The following is a 20,448-nucleotide window of genomic DNA, read 5'->3' as shown; positions in this document are numbered from 1 at the left end:
TTCTATGAAGAAAGAGGTGAGTATATGGATCACAAATCACCACTCACAAGTTTTAATTTGTTCGGGTTTGATATTGTTTTCAACATGGCAAGTATCCTAATGTTAGTCATTACTGCAGTTATAGTCTTTTTAATCGCTATTATTTGTACGCGTAATTTGCAAAAGAGACCTTCAGGTAAACAAAACTTTATTGAATGGATCTTTGACTTTGTAAGAGGAATTATTGAAAGTAATATGGCTTGGAAAAAGGGTGGTCAGTTCCACTTTTTAGCAGTCACATTGATTCTGTTCATTTTTGTAGCTAATATGTTAGGTTTACCATTTGCTATAGTGAATGACCATTATTTATGGTGGAAATCACCGACCGCTGATGCGACGGTAACATTAACACTATCAACAATGATGATCTTGCTAACACATTATTACGGTGTGAAAATGCGTGGTACTAAAGCATATGTAGGAAATTACTTTAAACCTTTCTGGCCATTAGCAATTATTAATGTATTTGAAGAGTTTTCTTCAACATTAACGCTTGGTCTACGTTTATACGGTAATATTTTTGCCGGCGAATTATTACTTTCATTACTAGCAGGCTTGTTTTTCCAAAGCGGCTGGGGTTGGATAATTAGTATCCCAGGTTTATTAGTATGGCAAGGTTTCTCAATCTTCGTCGGTTCAATCCAAGCATATATCTTTATTATGCTTTCAATGGTTTACATGTCCCACAAAGTAGCGGACACACATTAATTTAAAAAAATTTAGGAGGAATTATTAATATGGGTTTAATAGCAGCAGCAATTGCAATCGGTTTATCAGCACTAGGCGCAGGTATCGGTAACGGTCTTATCGTATCTAGAACAGTTGAAGGTGTAGCACGTCAACCAGAAGCACGTGGTCAATTAATGAGTATTATGTTCATTGGTATTGGTTTAGTTGAGGCACTTCCAATCATCGGTGTTGTAATCGCATTCATGACACTTTTCCAATAAGAAAATTTCATGGCGAAGTCTCTCGGACCTTCGCCGTTCGTTTTATTTAATGACAAAGTGATGATTAATAATGAAAGGAGTGTCATATACCAGTGAATGCATTAACTAATTCATTCGTTTTAGGCGCAGCAAGTGGTGGCGTTGAGTGGGGTACAGCATTAGTTACTTTTGTTACCTTTATTATTCTATTAGCGTTATTGAAGAAATTTGCTTGGGGTCCATTAAAAGAAGTAATGGATAAACGTGAACGCGATATTAATAGAGATATTGACGAAGCTGAAGAAGCAAAACTTAACGCTCAAAAACTTGAAGAAGAAAATAAAAAGACACTTAAAGAAACACAAGATGAAGTTCAACGTATTCTCGAAGATGCTAGAGTGCAAGCACATAAACAACAAGAAGATATTATTCATGAGGCTAACATTCGTGCTAACGGCATGATTGAAACAGCACAGAGTGAAATCAATAGTGAAAAAGAACGAGCACTTACAGATATCAATAACCAAGTTTCTGAATTATCAGTATTGATTGCTTCTAAAGTCTTACAAAAAGAAATTTCTGAACAAGATCAAAAAGCACTAGTTGATAAGTATCTTAAAGAGGCAGGCGATAAATAATGGCAAACGTAGCAAACAAATACGCTAAAGCATTATTTGACGTATCGCTTAAGAAAGAAAACTTAGATTTAATGTATGAAGAATTAGAAGTAGTAAATCGTGCTACTCAAGAGTATAGTAAAGATTTAAAAGCCATTGATTCAAATCCTAATCAACCGGCATCTCAAAGACGTCAGTTTGTTGAGCAAGTATTTGGTGAGGCGAATGACTATTTAAAAAATATGTTAATGATTCTTGCAAACAACCGTCATTTAGAACTTATTAGTTCGATTTTCAAAGAGTTTAAAAGTTTATACAACGAACATTACAATCAAGACTCAGCTGTCGTTGAATCAGTTTATCAATTAAGCGACGAAGAACTTGAAAGAATTAAAGCATTAATCATTAATAAAACAAAATTATCACAAGTACATATTACGACTAAAATCAATCCAGACTTAATCGGTGGATTTAGAGTGAAAGTCGGCACAACTGTACTAGATGGTAGTGTTAAAAAAGATTTAGAACAAATTGAACGTAAATTTAAAAGAGTTAACTAAAATAAAAGAGGAGTGACATAGATGGCCATAAAAGCTGAAGAAATCAGTGCTTTACTGCGCTCACAAATTGAAAATTATGAGTCTGAAATGTCTGTAACTGATGTTGGTACCGTTCTTCAAATTGGTGACGGTATTGCATTAATTCACGGATTAAATGACTGTATGGCTGGTGAGCTTGTAGAGTTCTCAAATGGTGTTCTTGGTTTAGCACAAAACCTTGAAGAATCAAATGTGGGTGTAGTTATTTTAGGACCATATAGTGAAATTACTGAAGGCGACGAAGTTAGACGTACTGGACGTATTATGGAAGTTCCAGTAGGTGAAGAACTTATCGGTCGTGTAGTGAACCCACTTGGTCAACCTATTGATGGTCAAGGACCTATCAATACAACTAAAACACGTCCAGTTGAACAAAAAGCAACTGGAGTAATGGCTCGTAAATCAGTAGATGAACCATTACAAACAGGTATTAAAGCGATCGATGCCTTAGTACCAATTGGTCGTGGTCAACGTGAGTTAATCATTGGCGATAGACAAACTGGTAAAACAACAATCGGTATTGATACTATCTTAAACCAAAAAGGCTTAGATACAATCTGTATTTATGTTGCGATTGGTCAAAAAGATTCTACAGTTAGAGCGAATGTTGAAAAGTTACGTCAAGCTGGTGCGCTTGATTATACAATTATTGTATCTGCATCAGCATCAGAACCATCACCATTACTTTATATCGCTCCATATTCAGGAGTAACAATGGGTGAAGAATTTATGTTTAACGGTAAACATGTTCTTGTGGTTTATGATGATTTAACTAAACAAGCAGCTGCTTACCGTGAATTATCATTATTATTACGTAGACCACCAGGTCGTGAAGCTTACCCAGGTGACGTATTCTACTTACATAGTAGATTATTAGAAAGAGCGGCTAAATTGAACGATTCTTTAGGTGGCGGTTCAATTACTGCATTACCTATCATTGAAACGCAAGCCGGAGACATTTCAGCTTACGTTCCTACTAACGTTATTTCTATCACTGACGGTCAAATTTTCTTACAATCTGATTTATTCTTCTCTGGTGTAAGACCAGCCATTAACGCAGGTCAATCTGTATCACGTGTAGGTGGTTCAGCACAAATTAAAGCTATGAAGAAAGTAGCCGGTACGCTACGTTTAGATTTAGCCTCCTACAGAGAATTAGAATCATTTGCGCAGTTCGGTTCAGACTTAGATGAATTTACTGCTAAGAAATTAGAACGTGGTAAACGTACGGTTGAAGTCTTAAAACAAGACCAAAACAAACCATTACCGGTTGAGAACCAAGTTTTAATTATTTATGCATTAACTAAAGGTTACTTAGACGATATCCCAGTAGAAGATATCACTCGTTTCGAAGAAGAACTAAATAGTTGGGCTAAATCAAATGGTTCAGAATTATTAAGTGAAATCAGAGAAACTGGTGGCTTACCATCTGACGATAAATTTGATGCAACGCTTAGTGAATTCAAGAAAAGTTTTAGCAAATCTGAATAATTAAACTTTAAATCGAAAAGGTGGTGAGATAATGGCTTCTCTAAAAGAAATTGATGGTCGTATTAAATCGACTAAAAAAATGAAACAAATTACCAAAGCAATGAACATGGTATCAAGTTCAAAATTACGTCGAGCTGAAAAGAATACGCATCAATTTGAACCATATATGGAAAAGATGCAAGATGCTATTACAGCTATAGCTGGAGCAAGTAAAAACTCTAGCCATCCAATGTTAAGACCTAGACAAGTTCAACGTAGTGGCTACTTAGTTATTACAAGTGACAAAGGTTTAGCAGGTGCATATAGTTCAAATGTGCTTAAACGACTCATCGAAGATATTAAAGAAAAACATACAAGCAGTGATGAATATAGCATTATTGTGCTTGGTCAAACTGGTGTTGATTTCCTTAAAAATAGAGGTTATGAAATAGAGAATTCACTTGTTGATGTTCCTGATCAACCTTCATTTAAATCAATACAAGCTGTTGCAAAACATGCAGTTGACCTTTTCAGTGAAGAACATATTGATGAATTGAAGATTTACTACAGTCATTATGTTAGTGTTCTTGAAAATAAACCGTCTACTAAACAAGTTCTTCCATTATCTCAAGAAGATTCTAGCCAAGGTAAAGGTCAAATGTCTTCATATGAATTTGAACCAGACAAAGAATCAATCCTAAGTGTTATTCTTCCTCAATATGTTGAAAGTTTAATTTATGGAACGATTCTTGACGCAAAAGCTAGTGAACATGCAGCTCGTATGACTGCTATGAAAAATGCTTCTGATAATGCAACTGAACTTATTGATGACTTATCATTACAATACAATAGAGCAAGACAAGCCGAAATCACACAACAAATTACTGAAATTGTGAGTGGTTCCGCAGCATTTGATTAATATTTAAAGGAGGAAACAACATGGGTATTGGCCGTGTAACTCAGGTTATGGGTCCTGTAATTGACGTTCGCTTTGAACATAATGAAATACCTGAAATAAACAACGCCCTAATCATTGACGTAACTAAAGAAGATGGCACTTTCGAATTAACATTGGAAGTTGCATTACAATTAGGTGACGACGTGGTACGTACGATTGCCATGGATTCAACAGACGGCGTTCAACGTGGTATGGAAGTTAAAAACACTGGTGAAGATATCAGTGTCCCTGTGGGCGAAGTAACATTAGGACGCGTATTTAATGTTTTAGGAGATACTATTGATTTAGATGGAGAATTAGATAGTACAGTTAGACGTGATCCTATTCACCGTCCTTCACCAAATTTTGATGAATTATCTACAGAAGTAGAAATTCTTGAAACAGGTATTAAAGTTGTAGATTTATTAGCACCTTACATTAAAGGTGGTAAAATTGGTCTCTTCGGTGGTGCCGGAGTAGGTAAAACCGTTTTAATCCAAGAATTAATTAATAACATCGCCCAAGAACATGGTGGTATTTCAGTATTCGCAGGTGTCGGAGAACGTACACGTGAAGGTAATGACTTATACTACGAAATGAAAGATAGTGGCGTAATCAAGAAAACAGCAATGGTCTTCGGCCAAATGAACGAACCACCAGGTGCTCGTATGCGTGTAGCTTTATCAGCATTAACTATGGCTGAATATTTCCGTGATGAACAAGGCCAAGACGTACTATTATTTATCGATAATATTTTCAGATTTACTCAAGCCGGTTCTGAGGTTTCAGCTTTACTAGGTCGTATGCCTTCAGCCGTAGGTTACCAACCAACATTGGCAACTGAAATGGGTCAATTACAAGAACGTATTACATCAACTAATAAAGGTTCTGTAACGTCTATTCAAGCAGTATTCGTACCAGCGGATGACTATACTGACCCAGCGCCAGCGACTGCATTCGCCCACTTAGATGCGACTACTAACTTAGAGCGTAAATTAACTGAAATGGGTATTTATCCAGCGGTAGATCCGTTAGCATCAACTTCAAGAGCTTTAGAACCATCAATTGTTGGTCAAGAACATTATGAAGTTGCTCGTGACGTTCAATCTACACTTCAAAAATATAGAGAATTACAAGATATCATTGCTATTCTTGGTATGGACGAGTTATCTGAAGAAGATAAACTTACAGTAAGTCGTGCACGTAGAATTCAATTCTTCTTATCTCAAAACTTCCACGTTGCTGAACAGTTTACTGGTCAAAAAGGTTCATACGTACCAGTTAAAACTACAGTAGCTAATTTCAAAGATATTTTAGATGGTAGATATGACCATATTCCAGAAGATGCGTTCCGTTTAGTAGGAAGCATGGACGACGTAATTGCTAAAGCAAAAGATATGGGTGTTGAAGTCTAAAATAATTAGGAGGTATAGATAATGAGTACATTAAATCTTGATATTGTCACTCCTAATGGTTCAGTCTACGAAAAAGATGAAGTTGAACTAGTTGTCTTTCAAACAACAGCTGGTGAAATAGGTATCATGAGTGGACACATCCCGACAGTTGGCGCATTAAAAACAGGCCATGTAAAAGTTAATTTTAGAAATGGCACTGAATATATAGCTGTTAGTGGTGGCTTTGTTGAAATTAGACATCATAAAGTAAGTGTTATTGTCCAAACAGCTGAAACAGCTAGTGAGATTGATGTTGAAAGAGCGAAATTAGCGCGTCAAAGAGCAGAATCTCATTTGGAAGACGAAGATAACAGTGATATTTACCGTGCTCAGCGAGCATTAGCAAGAGCTGAAAATCGCTTACGTGTAGCTGAATTAAAATAAATTAAAAATAAAGAGACTAAGCTATTTTTATATGAATGGCTTAGTCTTTTTTTGTATGAAAGTAATTGTATGAAATGCATGTGTATAGAAGCTCCATTAAATCTCTCTGTGAAGAAAAACCACTAAGATTAAACTACAAAATCTAAGAAAAGATAATAGATATTATCTCACTTCTTTTTTGTAGGTTTGATGGTTATCATTAGTATCATTCTCCACCTATTTAAGGTACAATATAATACAGTAATCTCTAAGGAGAGTAAGATATGGATTATATTGGACAATTTGCAGTTATACGTTTAATTTTATATGTGATTTGTATTTGTATTGCTTATTGGGCATTAAACTCTCTTAAGTTGGATAATCTCTTTAAAAAAGGGTATACTACTCAAGTTCAAGTTTGCCTGATTTTTTTAGCAATCTTATTAGGAACAGCAGTAACCAACTTTTTAGTTGATTTATTACAGTATTCTACGCAAGTAAAATATTTATTTTGATAACTGTAATTTAATTTAAAAAATGGATATAATTAGTAAATAATTATTTGAAAAATGGGAAATGGTAGAAGTAATAGGAGTTAAAGTGGAGGATTAAAATGGATAAAATAGTAATAAATGGAGGCAATCGCCTTACTGGAGAAGTTAAAGTCGAAGGTGCAAAGAATGCAGTATTACCTGTTTTAACTGCATCATTATTAGCATCAGAAGGAAAAAGTAAATTAACAAACGTTCCAGATTTAAGCGATGTCGTAACAATTAATAATGTATTAAAAACTTTGAATGCTGAAGTTGAATACAATAAAGAAGATGGCGCTGTAACAGTAGACGCATCTTCAACACTTAACGAGCAAGCACCATATGAATATGTTAGTAAAATGAGAGCTAGTGTATTAGTAATGGGACCTTTATTAGCTCGTTTAGGTCACGCTATCGTTGCGCTTCCTGGAGGTTGTGCAATTGGTGCCCGTCCTATTGAACAACATATTAAAGGGTTTGAAGCGTTAGGCGCAGAAATTCATTTAGAAAATGGAAATATCTATGCTAGCACTAAAGATGGCTTACAAGGTGCAGATATTCATTTAGATTTCCCTAGTGTGGGTGCTACCCAAAATATTATTATGGCTGCATCATTAGCTAAAGGTAAAACAGTTATTGAAAACGTTGCTAAAGAACCTGAAATTGTTGATTTAGCAAACTACATTAATGAAATGGGCGGTAAAGTGACTGGTGCTGGTACTGATACGATTACCATTCATGGTGTAGAAAAATTAAAAGGTGTTGAACATTCTATTATTCCAGATAGAATTGAAGCCGGAACATTAATTATTGCAGCAGCAATTACAAGAGGCGATGTATTTGTACGTGACGCTGTTAAAGAACATATGACAAGTCTAATTTATAAATTAGAAGAAATGGGCGTTAATTTAGATTTTCAAGAGGAAGGCGTACGTGTAACGGTTGATGACGAATTGAAACCTGTAGATGTTAAGACACTTCCTCATCCAGGATTTCCAACTGATATGCAATCACAAATGATGGCTTTATTACTTACAGCTGAAGGTCATAAAGTGATTACGGAAACAGTCTTTGAAAATCGTTTCATGCATGTTGCTGAATTCAGACGTATGAATGCTAATATTACTGTTGAAGGTCGAAGCGCTAAAATTGAAGGTAAAAGTCAACTTCAAGGTGCGCAAGTAAAAGCGACAGATTTAAGAGCAGCCGCTGCCCTTATCTTAGCTGGATTAGTAGCTGAAGGTACTACTCAAGTAACTGAATTAAAGCATTTAGATCGTGGTTATGTTAATTTCCATGAAAAATTAAAATCACTAGGTGCCGATATTCAAAGAGTAAATGATTAATTATAATGAGCATAATGCTTAAATATATGATTTAAAAGAAGGTTGGGGCAAGATGAATCGACTCCTAGAGTATGATTTTAAATGTCTCACCCTCTACTTTTGGAGGTAATTATTTATGGAAACAATTTTCGATTATAATCAAATCAAACAAATCATCCCGCATAGACAGCCTTTTTTATTAATCGATCGAGTTGTTGAGTATGAAGAAGGAAAACGCTGTGTTGGTTTAAAACAAGTTTCAGGTAACGAACCATTCTTCCAAGGTCATTTTCCTGACTATGCAGTAATGCCCGGCGTTTTAATTACAGAAGCATTAGCTCAAACAGGCGCTGTAGCGATGCTTAATAGAGAAGAGAATAAAGGTAAAATCGCTTTATTTGCTGGAATTGATAAATGTCGTTTTAAAAGACAAGTTACTCCAGGCGATACTTTAATGTTAGAAGTTGAAATAACTAAAATTAAAGGTCCTATAGGTAAGGGTACAGCTAAAGCAACAGTCGATGGACAACTAGCATGTAGTTGTGAACTTACATTCGCTATTCAAGACGCATAAGTTTATAGTTCTAGTGGTTTTAACTACTTTTTACTTTAATTAGTTATAAGCCAAAAATAAGCCTTAGCCATTTTAAAAAATGACTAAGGCTTAATTTATGTTATTCTCGTTCAAATTTTTCTTCTTTTAACTTAGGTTTAGATTGCATCATGCGATTGAAAGTAACTTTTAATTCTTCACCTGATAAGCCTTCATCAATTAATTGCTCTAATAAACTTTCAGCATAAACTTGTCGTAAAGTATAAATATGACATTCAAAGACAATCGACATTGTCTTCTCATAAGTTGAGATATTTTTAATCGTAGCGTCAAATAAGGCAGGATCATTAGAAGGTCTTGTGATAACTACTCGAATATCTAATAACGTTTGTTCATCATAGTATGTCTTCATTGTTTCATAATGAGCGTTAGAAATTACAATTTCTAATAGCCACCCAGTGCCACTATTTTCTTTATTGATAATAACGCCATCTTCTAATTCAAATTCAGTTATTCCACCATTTTCATTTATGATTTGGAAGCGTACCGCTTTAAACGTCTTCACTTTCTCACATCCCCAAATTATTTTAAATTATACAAAAATTTATGAATTACCAAATTTAGCAGTAATTTATTAACTATTTTCTTTAAATATATCAAATTTTGAGTATCAATAGTAAAGATTTTATTAAAAATAGGATTTTGACGAGAAACAAACTAATGAATAATATAGAGATAGAAGGAGGTGAGATATGCTAAATAAGATAGTCATAGTTGGCCGTATGACCAAAGACGCACAAATTTATGATAAAGAGGAGGTGAAAATCGCTACCTTCAGTGTTGCTACTGAACGTAATTATAAAGATGAAAACAATGAAATAGCTTGTGATTATATTTTTTGCAAAGCATTTGGCAAAACTGCAAGTAATATTGAAAAGTACACTAGTCAAGGATCACTTGTAGGTATAACGGGGCATATGCGCTCTCGTAAATATGAAAAAGACGGGCAAACTCACTTTGTAACGGAATTATACGTTGAAACAATTAAATTTATGTCTCCCAAATCTAAGAATAATGAACTACTCTCTTCCCTCACATATGATGAAGACACTTATCCCTTAAATAATCTTGAGATAACCAATATCAATTAAATTTCTATATTTTAACTCCAATTCTATCTATTCTATATATAACATCTTTCAATTATACTCAGAACCTCTCTTATTTCTTCCCAACAAAGTAAGGGAGGTTCCTAATTTTTGGGTTTAATTATCTGAAAGATTTCAATCGTATTACATAACAAAAGTATAAGATAATATCTTAAACACTGTCATGGAAGTTTTAAATTACTAAATTTAATTAATTTGTACCATTATTCAATGTAATTTGTATGTAAAAAAGACCTTCCTTTTTTTATTTCACTGTAACCTACACTGCTTTTATGGATGTTAAAGTGTAACTTGTAAAATAATTTATGAACAAATTACGTAGGAGGATTTTTATACTATGAAAAAGACTATTATTGCTTCATCATTAGCAGTAGGCTTAGGAGTAGTAGCTGGTAATGCAGGTCAAGCTGATGCGAGTGAATCTCAAATTAACAAGGCAGAGTTAGCACAATTAGCAGAATCAAATGATCAATCATTAAACCAAGGTCCTATTCAAGAGGGCGCTTATGATTATCAATTCAACTTAAATGGTAAATCTTATCATTTCTGGTCAGATGGCACTTATTTCCAATGGGAATATCATCCATCTAATGGTGCAACAGTAGATAACACTGCTCAACAACAAACATCAACTCAAGCAACTGGACAACAAGCTAGCACACAAGACACATCTTCTTACAATCAAGAAGCACCACAACAAACTAGTAACCAACAACAATCAAATACAACACAACCAACACAAACACAACAAGCACCACAAACTGAGCAAACTCAACAACCACAACAAGCTACTTCAAGCACTAGTCAATCTAGTCAATCAAGTAGCGAAGCTTCAAGTGGTTCATCAGTAAATGTTAATAGCCATTTACAACAAATTGCTCAACGTGAATCAGGCGGCGACATCAAAGCTGTTAACCCAAGTTCAGGTGCAGCAGGTAAGTATCAATTCTTACAATCTACTTGGGACTCAGTAGCACCTGCTGAATATAAAGGTGTATCTCCAACACAAGCTCCTGAACACGTTCAAGATGCTGCAGCTGTTAAATTATACAACACTGCTGGCGCATCTCAATGGGTAACTGCATAATTTAAATATATAATATATTTTAGCTAAGGCATCTTTTAAAGGTGTCTTGGCTTTTTTATTTGCTAATTAATTACCAATTTGATATGGTGAAAGAAATAATAAAAGCTACTAGGGGAGCCTTATTGATGGCTGAGATGAATGATTCGGACCCTTATAACCTGACTTGGTTAGTACCAACGTAGGAAAGTAGTGATGTGAACGTTTCATTCATGTTCTAAGAATGAAAGCTACATTTCTACGTTGAAATGTAGCTTTTTATTTTTAAGGAGGAAATGAAATGACTTTTTCAACTGAATTAAAAGAAGCTTCACAACCTATTATTGAGAAGATTTATAATGATGGGTTTATTCAAGATTTATTAAAAGGTAGTCTATCAAAGCAAGCGGTACGTCAATATCTACGTGCTGATGCTTCATATTTAAAAGAGTTTACTAACTTATATGCACTTTTAATACCTAAAGCACCAACTATGAAAGACGTTAAATTCTTAGTTGAACAAATCGAATTTATGCTTGATGGTGAAGTAGAAGCGCATGAAATTTTAGCTGACTATATTAATGAACCTTATGAAGAAATCGTTAAAGAAAAAGTTTGGCCTCCAAGTGGCGACCATTATATTAAGCATATGTATTATCACGCTTATGCGCATGAAAATGCAGCGTATACCATCGCAGCTATGGCTCCGTGTCCATACGTATATGAAGTTGTGGCTAAAATGGCATTAGAAGATGACAATTTAAATAGAGATTCAATCACAGCTAAGTGGTTTGATTTTTATAGTACTGAGATGCGTCCACTTATAGAAGTGTTTGATCGCTTATTAGATGAACTAACTGAAAATTGTACAGAACAAGAAAAAGCAGATATTAAAGAAAGTTTCTTACAAAGTACAATACACGAACGTAACTTCTTTAATATGGCATATATAGATGAACAATGGAACTTTGGAGGCGCTAACCATGAATAAACCTAAGATTGCTTTAACTATTGCTGGAACAGACCCTACAGGTGGAGCAGGAGTAATGGCGGATTTAAAATCATTCCACGCGTGTGGTGTGTATGGAATGGCAGCTATTACGAGTATAGTGGCTCAAAATACAAAAGGCGTACAACATATTCACAACCTTGAAACGAGCTGGGTAAAAGAACAACTTGAAAGCGTCTTTGATGACGAGTTACCGCATGCAATTAAAACAGGTATGATTGCCACAAAAGAAACAATGGAATTAATTCAAGGATTTTTAAAAGAACATTCAGATATCCCTTATGTTATTGATCCAGTTATGCTAGCTAAAAGTGGCGATTCATTAATGGATGATGATACTAAAACACATTTACAAAATACATTGTTACCTTTAGCAGACGTGGTTACGCCTAATATACCTGAAGCTGAAGAAATCACAGGTTTGAAAATTGATACTGAAGAAAATATTTATAAAGCTGGGGACATCTTTATTAATGAGATTGGTAGTAAAGGCGTTGTAATTAAAGGCGGCCATTCTGCTGATTTAAATAACGCTAAAGATTTCTTATTCACTAAAGATGGCGTTTATACTTTCGAAGACCAACGTTTTGATACAAAACATACGCATGGTACAGGTTGTACATTTTCAGCAGTTATTACTGCAGAACTTGCGAAAGGTAAGTCAATTTATGATGCAGTGAAAAAAGCCAAAGATTTTATTTCAATGAGTATTCAATATACACCTGAAATTGGTCAAGGACGTGGCCCTGTAAATCATTTCGCTTATATGAAGAAAGTGGGATTAGATGATGAATAATTTAGAAAAATTAAGACAAGATAATCCATTAGTTGTATGTTATACAAACAATGTAGTTAAAAATTTTACTGCAAATGGTTTACTTAGCATTGGTGCAAGCCCTGCAATGAGTGAAGCCCCAGAGGAAGCTGAAGAATTTTACAAAGTAGCGGGCGCTTTATTAATTAATATAGGTACTTTAACTAAAGCCAATGAAGAAGATATACTTGCAATCGGTAAAATTGCTAATAAACAAGGTACGCCTATCGTTTTTGACCCAGTAGCAGTAGGCGCTTCAACTTATCGTAAACAATTTTGCCAAAGATTTTTATCAGAAGTAGAAGTTTCAGTTATTAAAGGAAACGCCTCTGAAATTCTTACATTAGTTGATACGAATACAACTATGAAAGGTACAGACGGTGATACGAACCTTGATCCAGTGACTATTGCTAAGAAGGCTTATGAGAAATTAAATACAGCCATCGTCTTAACAGGAAAAGACGATGTGATTGTTCAAGATAACAAAGTTGTTAAATTATCTAACGGGTCTGCTTTATTGGCTAAGATTACAGGAGCAGGTTGTCTATTAGGTGGTATAGTAGCAGGTTTCTTATTTAGAGAAACACATCCATCAATACAAGTGTTGGAAGAAGCGGTAAGTTTCTATAATATTGCTGCTGAAATTGCTGAAAATGATGCTCAAGTTAAAGGACCAGGCACATTTTTACCCCAATTACTTGATCAAATGTATTTAATGAACTATGAAACATATGAACGAGATGTTAAACGTGAAGAGGTAGAATAATATGTTTAAAGCGAACGATTTGAATGTCTATTTTATTTGTGGAACTCAAGACATACCACAAGGTTCTGATATTAAAGATATTTTAAAACAAGCATTAGAAACTGGAATTACATTATTTCAATTTCGTGAAAAGGGGCCAGATTCATTAAAAGGAGAGGCTAAAGAGACATTAGCTAGAGAGTTAATGACGTTATGTCATGAATATCATATTCCTTTTCTAGTTAATGACGATGTTGAGTTAGCTTTAGCCATTGATGCTGATGGGATTCATGTAGGGCAAGATGATGAAGAAGTCACTTCTTTTAGAGATGATTTTAAAGATAAAATTATTGGGTTAAGTGTAGGAAATGAAGAAGAATATCAAGGTTCTGATTTAACCGATGTTGATTATATAGGAGTAGGGCCAATGTATGCTACACCGTCTAAAGCAGATGCTAGTGCACCAGTAGGTCCTGAAATGATTAGCACTTTAAAAAATCTTAACCCGTCATTACCAATGGTAGCTATTGGCGGTATTAATGAAGATAACATTGAACCAATTGCTCAAGCAGGCGCTGATGGTGTGTCTGTGATTTCAGCGATTGCACGTAGTCATAATATTGACAAGACTGTTACCAAATTACAAAGTTATTTCAAATAAATGATAGTTTTTTTCTTTTTTGTTTTCTAGTACACTGTGATTATGATAAAATAAGCCCTATGTGAATATATCAATAGAGGTGTAAAAATGAAGAAGAAAGCGTTACTACCTTTGTTATTAGGGGTAATGGTCTTTTTAGCCGGGTGTGATTATTCTAAATCTAGTAATAGAGATGGATTTTTCTACAACACATTCGTCGAACCAATGTCTAAAGTATTACATTGGTTAGGCCATTCAGTTTTTAATGATGATTATGGTATTGCAATCATTGTATTAGTTTTAGTCATTCGTATTGTGTTATTACCTTTCATGCTTTCAAACTATAAAAATAGTCATATGATGCGTGAAAAGATGAAAGTTGCTAAACCAGAAGTTGACGGCGTACAAGAAAAAGTTAAACGTGCACGTACTCAAGAAGAAAAAATGGCAGCTAACCAAGAAATGATGGAAGTATATAAAAAATATGATATTAACCCTATGAAGAGTGCTTTAGGTTGTTTACCAGTACTTATTCAAATGCCAGTCGTTATGGGCTTATATTTCGTATTACGTTATCGTATTGGTGGCGGAATTACTGAACATCCACATTTCCTATGGTTCAATTTAATACATCCTGACATTTGGATTACAATTATTGCCGGTGTACTTTACTTTATCCAAGCATGGGTTTCAAGTAAACAAATGCCACAAGAACAACGTCAAATGACATATATGATGATGATTGTATCACCAATCATGATTATTTGGATTTCGTTAAGTTCAGCTTCAGCATTAGGTTTATACTGGTCAGTCAGTGCAGCATTCTTAATTGTACAAACTTACTTCGCTAATATATACTATGAAAAAGTAGCTAAAAGAGAAGTTGCACCAATGCTCGAAAAATTTGAGAAAAATAAAGACTCAAATGCTAAAGGTAAAAATACTCAAGTAGTTTCTAAAAATAATAAAAAGAAAAAATAGAATATAAATTTACTTCTGTATATTAAAAGCATCGATATCATGTAATGGTATCGATGCTTTTTTGACTATTTATAAATGCCATTCAGAGTAAAATTGAGTTAAAAACTGTTTCATAAAGTCATGTCGTTCTTGAGCAAGTTTACGACCAGTAGAGGTATGCATTAAATCTTTTAATTTAAGTAATTTATCATAAAAATGGCGAATTGCAGAAGGTGATAGGGTGACGATATCTTCAGGAGTGGGAGGGTTAGAATGAGGTGATTCTGTCCACATCGGTTCATTAAAATGACCAGCAAATTGGAAGGTTCTGGCGATACCGATAGCACCAATGGCATCTAAACGATCAGCATCTCTAACTATTTGTCCTTCAATTGATAATTCCACGTTATTATTGTTTCCCTTGCGATAACTCAAATTTTGAATGATAAATAAAATATGCTGTTGTTCATCTTTAGACAATTCAATTCTATTTAGAAAGTTTTTTAATTGATCTAAAGCTTGTTCTTTATTTGTCAATTTATCATCGATGACGTCATGTAAGAGGGCTGAGAGAATAATAATTGATTCATTGCCTTGTTGTTCAGATTGGTAAATAGCACGTACAAGTGATGTTACTCGCTCTACATGGGCTATATCATGACCAGAATAGTCATTTTCATGAAAACGATACATATAATCATGTGCTAACTTTATTTGTTGAGATTGTTCCATAATGTGCTCCTTTATAAATTGATAATGAAGGCGAAATAAGATTTGGAGCAGGATAGAAATCAATAGTTCCAAAGATTTCATCATCCCGCTCCAATGTATAAATTGTATATAGTTAAGTCATATCTCAGTTGATTATAAAATAGGCGATAATAATTGAGAAATACCTTCTTTAAATTTCACCCATGTACCACGTTGGTTATATAGTTCTTGTGTTAAACGATAAGATAATTTCATATCATCTATAAAGACTTGTTTAAGCTGACAAGCAATATCTTCATCGTATATAAAAGCATTTACCTCAAAGTTAAGAGTAAAGCTACGATTATCCATATTAGTAGTACCAACCGTTGCAATTTCATCATCAATGATTAACGTCTTAGAATGTAAAAAACCATTATCATACTTATAAATTTTTACTCCAGCCTCTAATAAAGAAGCGGCGTTTTTTAATGTCGCCCAATAGACAAAAGGATGGTCTGGCATATTAGGAATCATTAAATTAACTTCTACGCCTCCCAAAGCTGCTATCTTAATAGCATCTAAAAAGGCTTGGTCTGGAATAAAATAAGGTGATTGTATGTAAATTGAATGTTTGGCAGATGAAATCATCTTCAAATAACCATATTTAATTTGTTCCCATTCTTCATCAGGTCCACTTGAAGCAATTTGAACACCAATCGTGCCACCTGAATCAACATCAGGGAAATAGCGTTCGTCATACTCGATAAAGTCACGACTAGATTGAGAGTTCCAATCTAAAATAAATCTAAGTTCTAAAGCATTTACTGAGTCACCTTCAAGACGTAAATGGGTGTCACGCCAGTAGCCAAATTTTTTATCTTGACCGAGATACTCATCTCCTACGTTAAACCCGCCAACGTATCCGATTTTGCCATCTATGATAACAATCTTTCTATGGTTACGGTTATTCATTCGTAGGTTGATCAGTGGGAGTTTAGAAGGGAAGAAGGATTCAACGTGCGCGCCTTTCTCACGGAATCGTTTCAAGTCTTTCTTTCTTAGTAGTCTTGACCCCATATCATCGTATAGCATTTTAACTTCAAGATCTTCATCTAGTTTCTTCTCTAAAGCTGCTAAAATTCGACGTCCAAGATTATCACTTTTGAAAATGTAATACTGGATATGTATATAATCTTGCGCGCTTTTAATATCTTCAATTAAGGAATTGAATTTTGCATTTCCATCTGTAAAAATTTTAATGTTATTATCTGTCGTTAAAAAAGCTGCATTGTTAAATAATAGCATGCGAATCATTTCTTTAAACTTAACTATTTGATGATTACCTTTAGAGAAATCATCACTTTCTAATGCTTCAATTTGTTCATCAACTATCATCTCAAGACCTTTACGATCTTCTTTTTTTAATTTGAAAATTTGATCGCGTTGAATTTGGCGTCCAAGAAGTAGATATAGTATGAAACCTATAACTGGGAGAAAAACTAAAACTAATAGCCATGCCCAAATTGAACCAGCACTACGGCGTTCCATAAAGATAATGACAAACGCAAAAATCAAGTTTAATAGAAAGGCAACGATAAATACGATATTAATTAACAATGAGGAATGTGAAAATGACAAGGAAAATAAATCTATCATATACTGCCTCCTACCTTATATAAAATTCTTGCATGTAAATTGAGATTGTAATTTAATACTTAAATATAATTGTATCACGGTAAATAAGAAATAGCATGACCATTTTCACAGAATACGAGTATCTGAGATTGACGGATGTAAAGGGAAATTATACGATAAAGTAGAATGAAAGAAGGGGTGACCACCTTGGAAAATCAAGATAACGCACATCATTCTGAACAGACAAAAATAAATTTAAAATCAAGATTAAATCGTATTGAAGGTCAAGTTAGAGCGATTAATAGAATGATTGAAGAAGATGTCTATTGTGATGATGTTTTAACGCAAATTAGAGCGACACGTTCTGCGTTAAATAGTGTAGCAACGAAATTATTAGATCATCACATGAAAAGTTGTATTATGGAAAAAGTAAATAATGGTGCTCAAGAAGAGGCCATGGAAGAATTATTGGTGACTTTTCAAAAGTTAATGAAAGATTAGAGGTAAGTAGTAATGACAGTAAATAAAGTGAAAATCGATGGGCTTAAAACGCAACAACAATTAGAAGCACTAAAACAACGATTGTTAAAAATGATTGGCGTAAGCAGTGTAGAGATAGATTTAGACAAGCAGCAAGTAAGTATCGAATTTGAAACACCGACCAATTTAAACAGTATAGAAAAAGAAATTTATGATGATGGTTATAAAGTATTAAATTAAAAATCGAAATTTATTTTTAAAAATGAGTAGTAATTGTATTTTAATTAGGGTAGTATATCCATGAAAGTCAAAAAACGAGGTGATTACTATGAGTAAACAGGATAAGTTACAAAATGTAGTCAAATTATTATCGTCTTTAGGTGTAAATATTAAAAAAACAAAATCTCGTTTAGACATTATTAACACTTTGCCCTCATCAACGCCAGCTCGTCCAGAAGTTAAATAACCTCATCACAATATCTAGATAATGTTATTTAAAGGAACACAAAGAGAATGATACATTTATCGTTTTTGTTCTTCGACATTGATTAGCGGTACACTAAAGCAATAATTTTTCAAACGAAAAAACAGGCTACTGAATTCTCAAATCAGAGAGTTTAGTAGCCTAAATTTATATTACGAAAGTTATTTGTCTTTTATTGGCATAGTTTGGCGCTGATGGAAATGTATTGATAACACAACGCCAATACCTACCATTAGACTCCATAATGAACTACCGCCATAACTAATAAATGGTAGTGGAATACCTGTGATTGGCAATAGTTGAATTGTCATACCTATATTTTGCAAGATATGAAATACTAATAATGAAACATAACCAATAATAAATATTTTACTAAATGAAGACTCAACCTTTGTAGCTAGTCTAATTAAATGGAAGATTAGAGCTAAAAAGATAAGTAAAAGAACCACTGCTCCAAGGAATCCCATTTCTTCACCAACTACTGAAAAGATAAAGTCGGTATGATTTTCAGGTATGTAAACCTCTCCGTGATTGAATCCCTTACCAAATAATTGTCCTGAACCAATAGCTTTTAAAGATTCGGTTAAGTGATAACCATCTCCAGCACTGTATGAATATGGATCTAACCATGAATTAATACGTCCCATTTGATACATTTTTACGCCAAGAAGGTTCTCAATTAATGATGGTTTATAGATAATAGCTAAAATAATGCTACTGCCAATAATGAAAGCGGCAATAAATAGGGGCGCAAGGATACGCCATGTAATACCACTTACTAGCATGATACCTACAATTACTGCACAAATTACAAGCGTTGTACCTAAATCATTCTGTAGTAAAATTAAGGCCATTGGAACAATAGAGATACCAATGATTTTAAAGAATAATACTAAGTCAGTTTGAAAAGACTTGTTAAAAGTAAAACGATTATGATTAGCTACTGCCTTGGCTAAAGCGATAATAAGTATAACCTTCATAAACTCAGAAGGTTGAATACTTACTGGACCAAACGTGTACCAACTTTTTGCACCATTAATGACTGGTGTGATTGGTGTTTCTGGAATAATAAGTAAGCCAATAAGTAGAATACAGAAGAATATGTATAATAAATAAGTATTGTTTTTAATTTTTTTAGGTGAAAAGAGCATAATGATAAATGCTAATATAGCTCCTAAAATATAATATATAATTTGGCGAACGCTAAAATTAGCGCTATATTGACCCCCACCCATTGCTGAGCTAATAGTAGTTACACTAATAATAGCCAAAACTGCTAACAATGCTATGAGTATCCAGTCGATTTTACGTAGCCAATGTTTTGAAGGCTGTTGACGGGATGAATATTTCATGAGAAAACTCCTTAAATTCCATAATCTAACGATTAATATTATATATAGATTTTACATGACTTTATGTGAATATGCTAGAAAATAACTGAGAGTTCTTTAAAATCACAGTTAAGAGAAAATAATATTTTTATAAGACAAAGATGTATATATAAAATAAAGGGGAATTTACGAGATGATGAATGCAAAATAGTTGAATACTGTGATAATATTGTCTTTTAGAAAGCATACATTACACTAATCAAAATTATACAAGAGGTTGGGACAAAAGCGTTTAGGATTTGAGCAGAACCGAACGATGAGCAAAAAATATTATCTCCTAATCTATGTGTTTAGGCAGTAGTTGTCTGAAATGAAGATGCGTTCAAGTCTCACTTTCTTCATTTCTAGTCAACTTTGCCGGGGCGGGACTACGAAATCTTCGAAATTTCATTAGATTTCTGTACCGCTCCCTTTGTCGAATCGTGACGGTATCTGCCGAGAATCCTGCTTTTGGGACACCGTTTATCGGTTTCCCAGCGCACAAACGATCAATGTCTCAGTCTCAGAATGAAGTAACTATTAATTTAAAGAAAGTGCTATAACACA

The 20,448-nt window shown here is 34.0% G+C and carries 25 protein-coding genes and 1 riboswitch; of the genes, 21 read left to right on the top strand and 4 right to left on the bottom strand.

From position 1 onward, the window contains the following. The first annotated feature begins 24 nt into the window (after positions 1-24). The 11 genes from atpB (at position 25) to fabZ (ending at position 8,840) form a co-directional block, all read left to right on the top strand. A complete protein-coding gene (gene atpB, locus FH144_RS10480) occupies positions 25-747 on the top strand; it encodes a F0F1 ATP synthase subunit A (RefSeq protein ID WP_242315720.1) in 723 nt (240 codons plus the stop codon). Positions 748-776: 29 nt separating this feature from the next. Then, positions 777-989: a F0F1 ATP synthase subunit C gene (gene atpE / locus FH144_RS10475; protein ID WP_011275238.1), complete on the top strand. Its 213-nt coding sequence runs from the start codon at positions 777-779 to the stop codon at positions 987-989. A gap of 86 nt (positions 990-1,075) precedes the next feature. Continuing rightward, positions 1,076-1,606, top strand: a complete 531-nt coding sequence (locus FH144_RS10470) for a F0F1 ATP synthase subunit B (protein WP_242315780.1) — start codon at positions 1,076-1,078, stop codon at positions 1,604-1,606. Further along, a complete protein-coding gene (locus FH144_RS10465; protein ID WP_242315718.1) occupies positions 1,606-2,145 on the top strand; it encodes a F0F1 ATP synthase subunit delta in 540 nt (179 codons plus the stop codon). The genes FH144_RS10470 and FH144_RS10465 overlap by 1 nt, the downstream gene beginning before the upstream one ends. Positions 2,146-2,166: 21 nt before the next feature. After that, positions 2,167-3,675, top strand: coding sequence for a F0F1 ATP synthase subunit alpha (atpA, locus tag FH144_RS10460; protein WP_107507991.1), 1,509 nt, complete (start codon positions 2,167-2,169; stop codon positions 3,673-3,675). A 31-nt stretch (positions 3,676-3,706) separates the two neighbouring features. Next, positions 3,707-4,573: an ATP synthase F1 subunit gamma gene (atpG, locus tag FH144_RS10455; RefSeq protein ID WP_198612450.1), complete on the top strand. Its 867-nt coding sequence runs from the start codon at positions 3,707-3,709 to the stop codon at positions 4,571-4,573. A 20-nt stretch (positions 4,574-4,593) separates the two neighbouring features. After that, positions 4,594-6,006 carry a F0F1 ATP synthase subunit beta gene (gene atpD, locus FH144_RS10450; RefSeq protein WP_242315716.1) on the top strand — a complete coding sequence of 471 codons (1,413 nt, stop codon included), beginning with the start codon at positions 4,594-4,596 and terminating at the stop codon, positions 6,004-6,006. Between the two features lie 21 nt (positions 6,007-6,027). Next, positions 6,028-6,429 carry a F0F1 ATP synthase subunit epsilon gene (locus FH144_RS10445; RefSeq protein WP_242315714.1) on the top strand — a complete coding sequence of 134 codons (402 nt, stop codon included), beginning with the start codon at positions 6,028-6,030 and terminating at the stop codon, positions 6,427-6,429. Positions 6,430-6,692: 263 nt separating this feature from the next. Then, positions 6,693-6,923, top strand: a complete 231-nt coding sequence (locus FH144_RS10440) for a DUF1146 family protein (RefSeq protein ID WP_103166205.1) — start codon at positions 6,693-6,695, stop codon at positions 6,921-6,923. Between the two features lie 98 nt (positions 6,924-7,021). Continuing rightward, the gene (gene murA / locus FH144_RS10435; RefSeq protein WP_107507987.1) at positions 7,022-8,287 is read left to right on the top strand and encodes a UDP-N-acetylglucosamine 1-carboxyvinyltransferase; all 1,266 of its coding nucleotides are present in this window, start codon (positions 7,022-7,024) and stop codon (positions 8,285-8,287) included. A 115-nt stretch (positions 8,288-8,402) separates the two neighbouring features. Further along, a complete protein-coding gene (gene fabZ, locus FH144_RS10430; protein ID WP_242315712.1) occupies positions 8,403-8,840 on the top strand; it encodes a 3-hydroxyacyl-ACP dehydratase FabZ in 438 nt (145 codons plus the stop codon). A 100-nt stretch (positions 8,841-8,940) separates the two neighbouring features. On the opposite strand, the gene FH144_RS10425 is transcribed toward fabZ, so the two are convergent. Beyond that, positions 8,941-9,384: a YwpF-like family protein gene (locus FH144_RS10425; RefSeq protein ID WP_107507986.1), complete on the bottom strand. Its 444-nt coding sequence runs from the start codon at positions 9,382-9,384 to the stop codon at positions 8,941-8,943. Between the two features lie 187 nt (positions 9,385-9,571). Between FH144_RS10425 and FH144_RS10420 the strand changes: the two genes are divergently transcribed. The 7 genes from FH144_RS10420 (at position 9,572) to yidC (ending at position 15,240) form a co-directional block, all read left to right on the top strand. After that, positions 9,572-9,970, top strand: a complete 399-nt coding sequence (locus FH144_RS10420) for a single-stranded DNA-binding protein (protein ID WP_242315711.1) — start codon at positions 9,572-9,574, stop codon at positions 9,968-9,970. Between the two features lie 355 nt (positions 9,971-10,325). After that, complete coding sequence (locus FH144_RS10415; protein WP_242315709.1) at positions 10,326-11,075, top strand: transglycosylase family protein; 750 nt, start codon at positions 10,326-10,328, stop codon at positions 11,073-11,075. Between the two features lie 100 nt (positions 11,076-11,175). Continuing rightward, positions 11,176-11,277, top strand: a riboswitch (TPP riboswitch). A 75-nt stretch (positions 11,278-11,352) separates the two neighbouring features. Next, positions 11,353-12,042: a thiaminase II gene (tenA, locus tag FH144_RS10410; protein ID WP_107507983.1), complete on the top strand. Its 690-nt coding sequence runs from the start codon at positions 11,353-11,355 to the stop codon at positions 12,040-12,042. After that, positions 12,035-12,856 carry a bifunctional hydroxymethylpyrimidine kinase/phosphomethylpyrimidine kinase gene (thiD, locus tag FH144_RS10405; RefSeq protein ID WP_198612453.1) on the top strand — a complete coding sequence of 274 codons (822 nt, stop codon included), beginning with the start codon at positions 12,035-12,037 and terminating at the stop codon, positions 12,854-12,856. Before tenA ends, thiD begins: the two co-directional genes overlap by 8 nt. Next, positions 12,849-13,640, top strand: coding sequence for a hydroxyethylthiazole kinase (gene thiM / locus FH144_RS10400; protein ID WP_242315707.1), 792 nt, complete (start codon positions 12,849-12,851; stop codon positions 13,638-13,640). Before thiD ends, thiM begins: the two co-directional genes overlap by 8 nt. Before the next feature lies 1 nt (position 13,641). Beyond that, complete coding sequence (gene thiE / locus FH144_RS10395) at positions 13,642-14,280, top strand: thiamine phosphate synthase (RefSeq protein WP_242315705.1); 639 nt, start codon at positions 13,642-13,644, stop codon at positions 14,278-14,280. An 87-nt stretch (positions 14,281-14,367) separates the two neighbouring features. Further along, positions 14,368-15,240 (top strand): membrane protein insertase YidC, encoded by an 873-nt coding sequence (gene yidC / locus FH144_RS10390; RefSeq protein WP_198612456.1) that lies wholly within the window; start codon positions 14,368-14,370, stop codon positions 15,238-15,240. A 69-nt stretch (positions 15,241-15,309) separates the two neighbouring features. Here the strand turns inward: yidC and FH144_RS10385 are convergent, their stop codons facing one another. Together FH144_RS10385 and cls are read right to left on the bottom strand one after the other, a co-directional pair. Continuing rightward, the gene (locus FH144_RS10385; RefSeq protein ID WP_242315703.1) at positions 15,310-15,951 is read right to left on the bottom strand and encodes an HD domain-containing protein; all 642 of its coding nucleotides are present in this window, start codon (positions 15,949-15,951) and stop codon (positions 15,310-15,312) included. A 132-nt stretch (positions 15,952-16,083) separates the two neighbouring features. Next, entirely contained in the window at positions 16,084-17,568 is a 1,485-nt protein-coding gene (cls, locus tag FH144_RS10380; RefSeq protein WP_242315701.1) for a cardiolipin synthase, read from the bottom strand. Positions 17,569-17,754: 186 nt separating this feature from the next. On the opposite strand from cls, the gene csoR reads away from it, so the two are divergent. The 3 genes from csoR to FH144_RS10365 all read left to right on the top strand — a co-directional run bounded on the left by csoR (position 17,755) and on the right by FH144_RS10365 (position 18,493). Further along, positions 17,755-18,048, top strand: coding sequence for a copper-sensing transcriptional repressor CsoR (gene csoR / locus FH144_RS10375; RefSeq protein ID WP_107507977.1), 294 nt, complete (start codon positions 17,755-17,757; stop codon positions 18,046-18,048). A gap of 12 nt (positions 18,049-18,060) precedes the next feature. Beyond that, positions 18,061-18,267, top strand: a complete 207-nt coding sequence (gene csoZ, locus FH144_RS10370; RefSeq protein WP_242315700.1) for a putative copper chaperone CsoZ — start codon at positions 18,061-18,063, stop codon at positions 18,265-18,267. Between the two features lie 88 nt (positions 18,268-18,355). After that, positions 18,356-18,493, top strand: a complete 138-nt coding sequence (locus tag FH144_RS10365; protein ID WP_107507975.1) for an Lmo0850 family protein — start codon at positions 18,356-18,358, stop codon at positions 18,491-18,493. Positions 18,494-18,672: 179 nt separating this feature from the next. On the opposite strand, the gene FH144_RS10360 is transcribed toward FH144_RS10365, so the two are convergent. Next, positions 18,673-19,863 (bottom strand): FtsW/RodA/SpoVE family cell cycle protein, encoded by a 1,191-nt coding sequence (locus FH144_RS10360; protein WP_107507974.1) that lies wholly within the window; start codon positions 19,861-19,863, stop codon positions 18,673-18,675. Positions 19,864-20,448: the final 585 nt, after the last annotated feature.

This window comes from Staphylococcus sp. acrmy (genome assembly GCF_022690565.1).
Taxonomy (GTDB): domain Bacteria; phylum Bacillota; class Bacilli; order Staphylococcales; family Staphylococcaceae; genus Staphylococcus; species Staphylococcus caledonicus.
The sequence above is the reverse complement of the archived record's forward strand: the minus strand, read 5'-3'. Positions and strand labels throughout refer to the sequence as shown.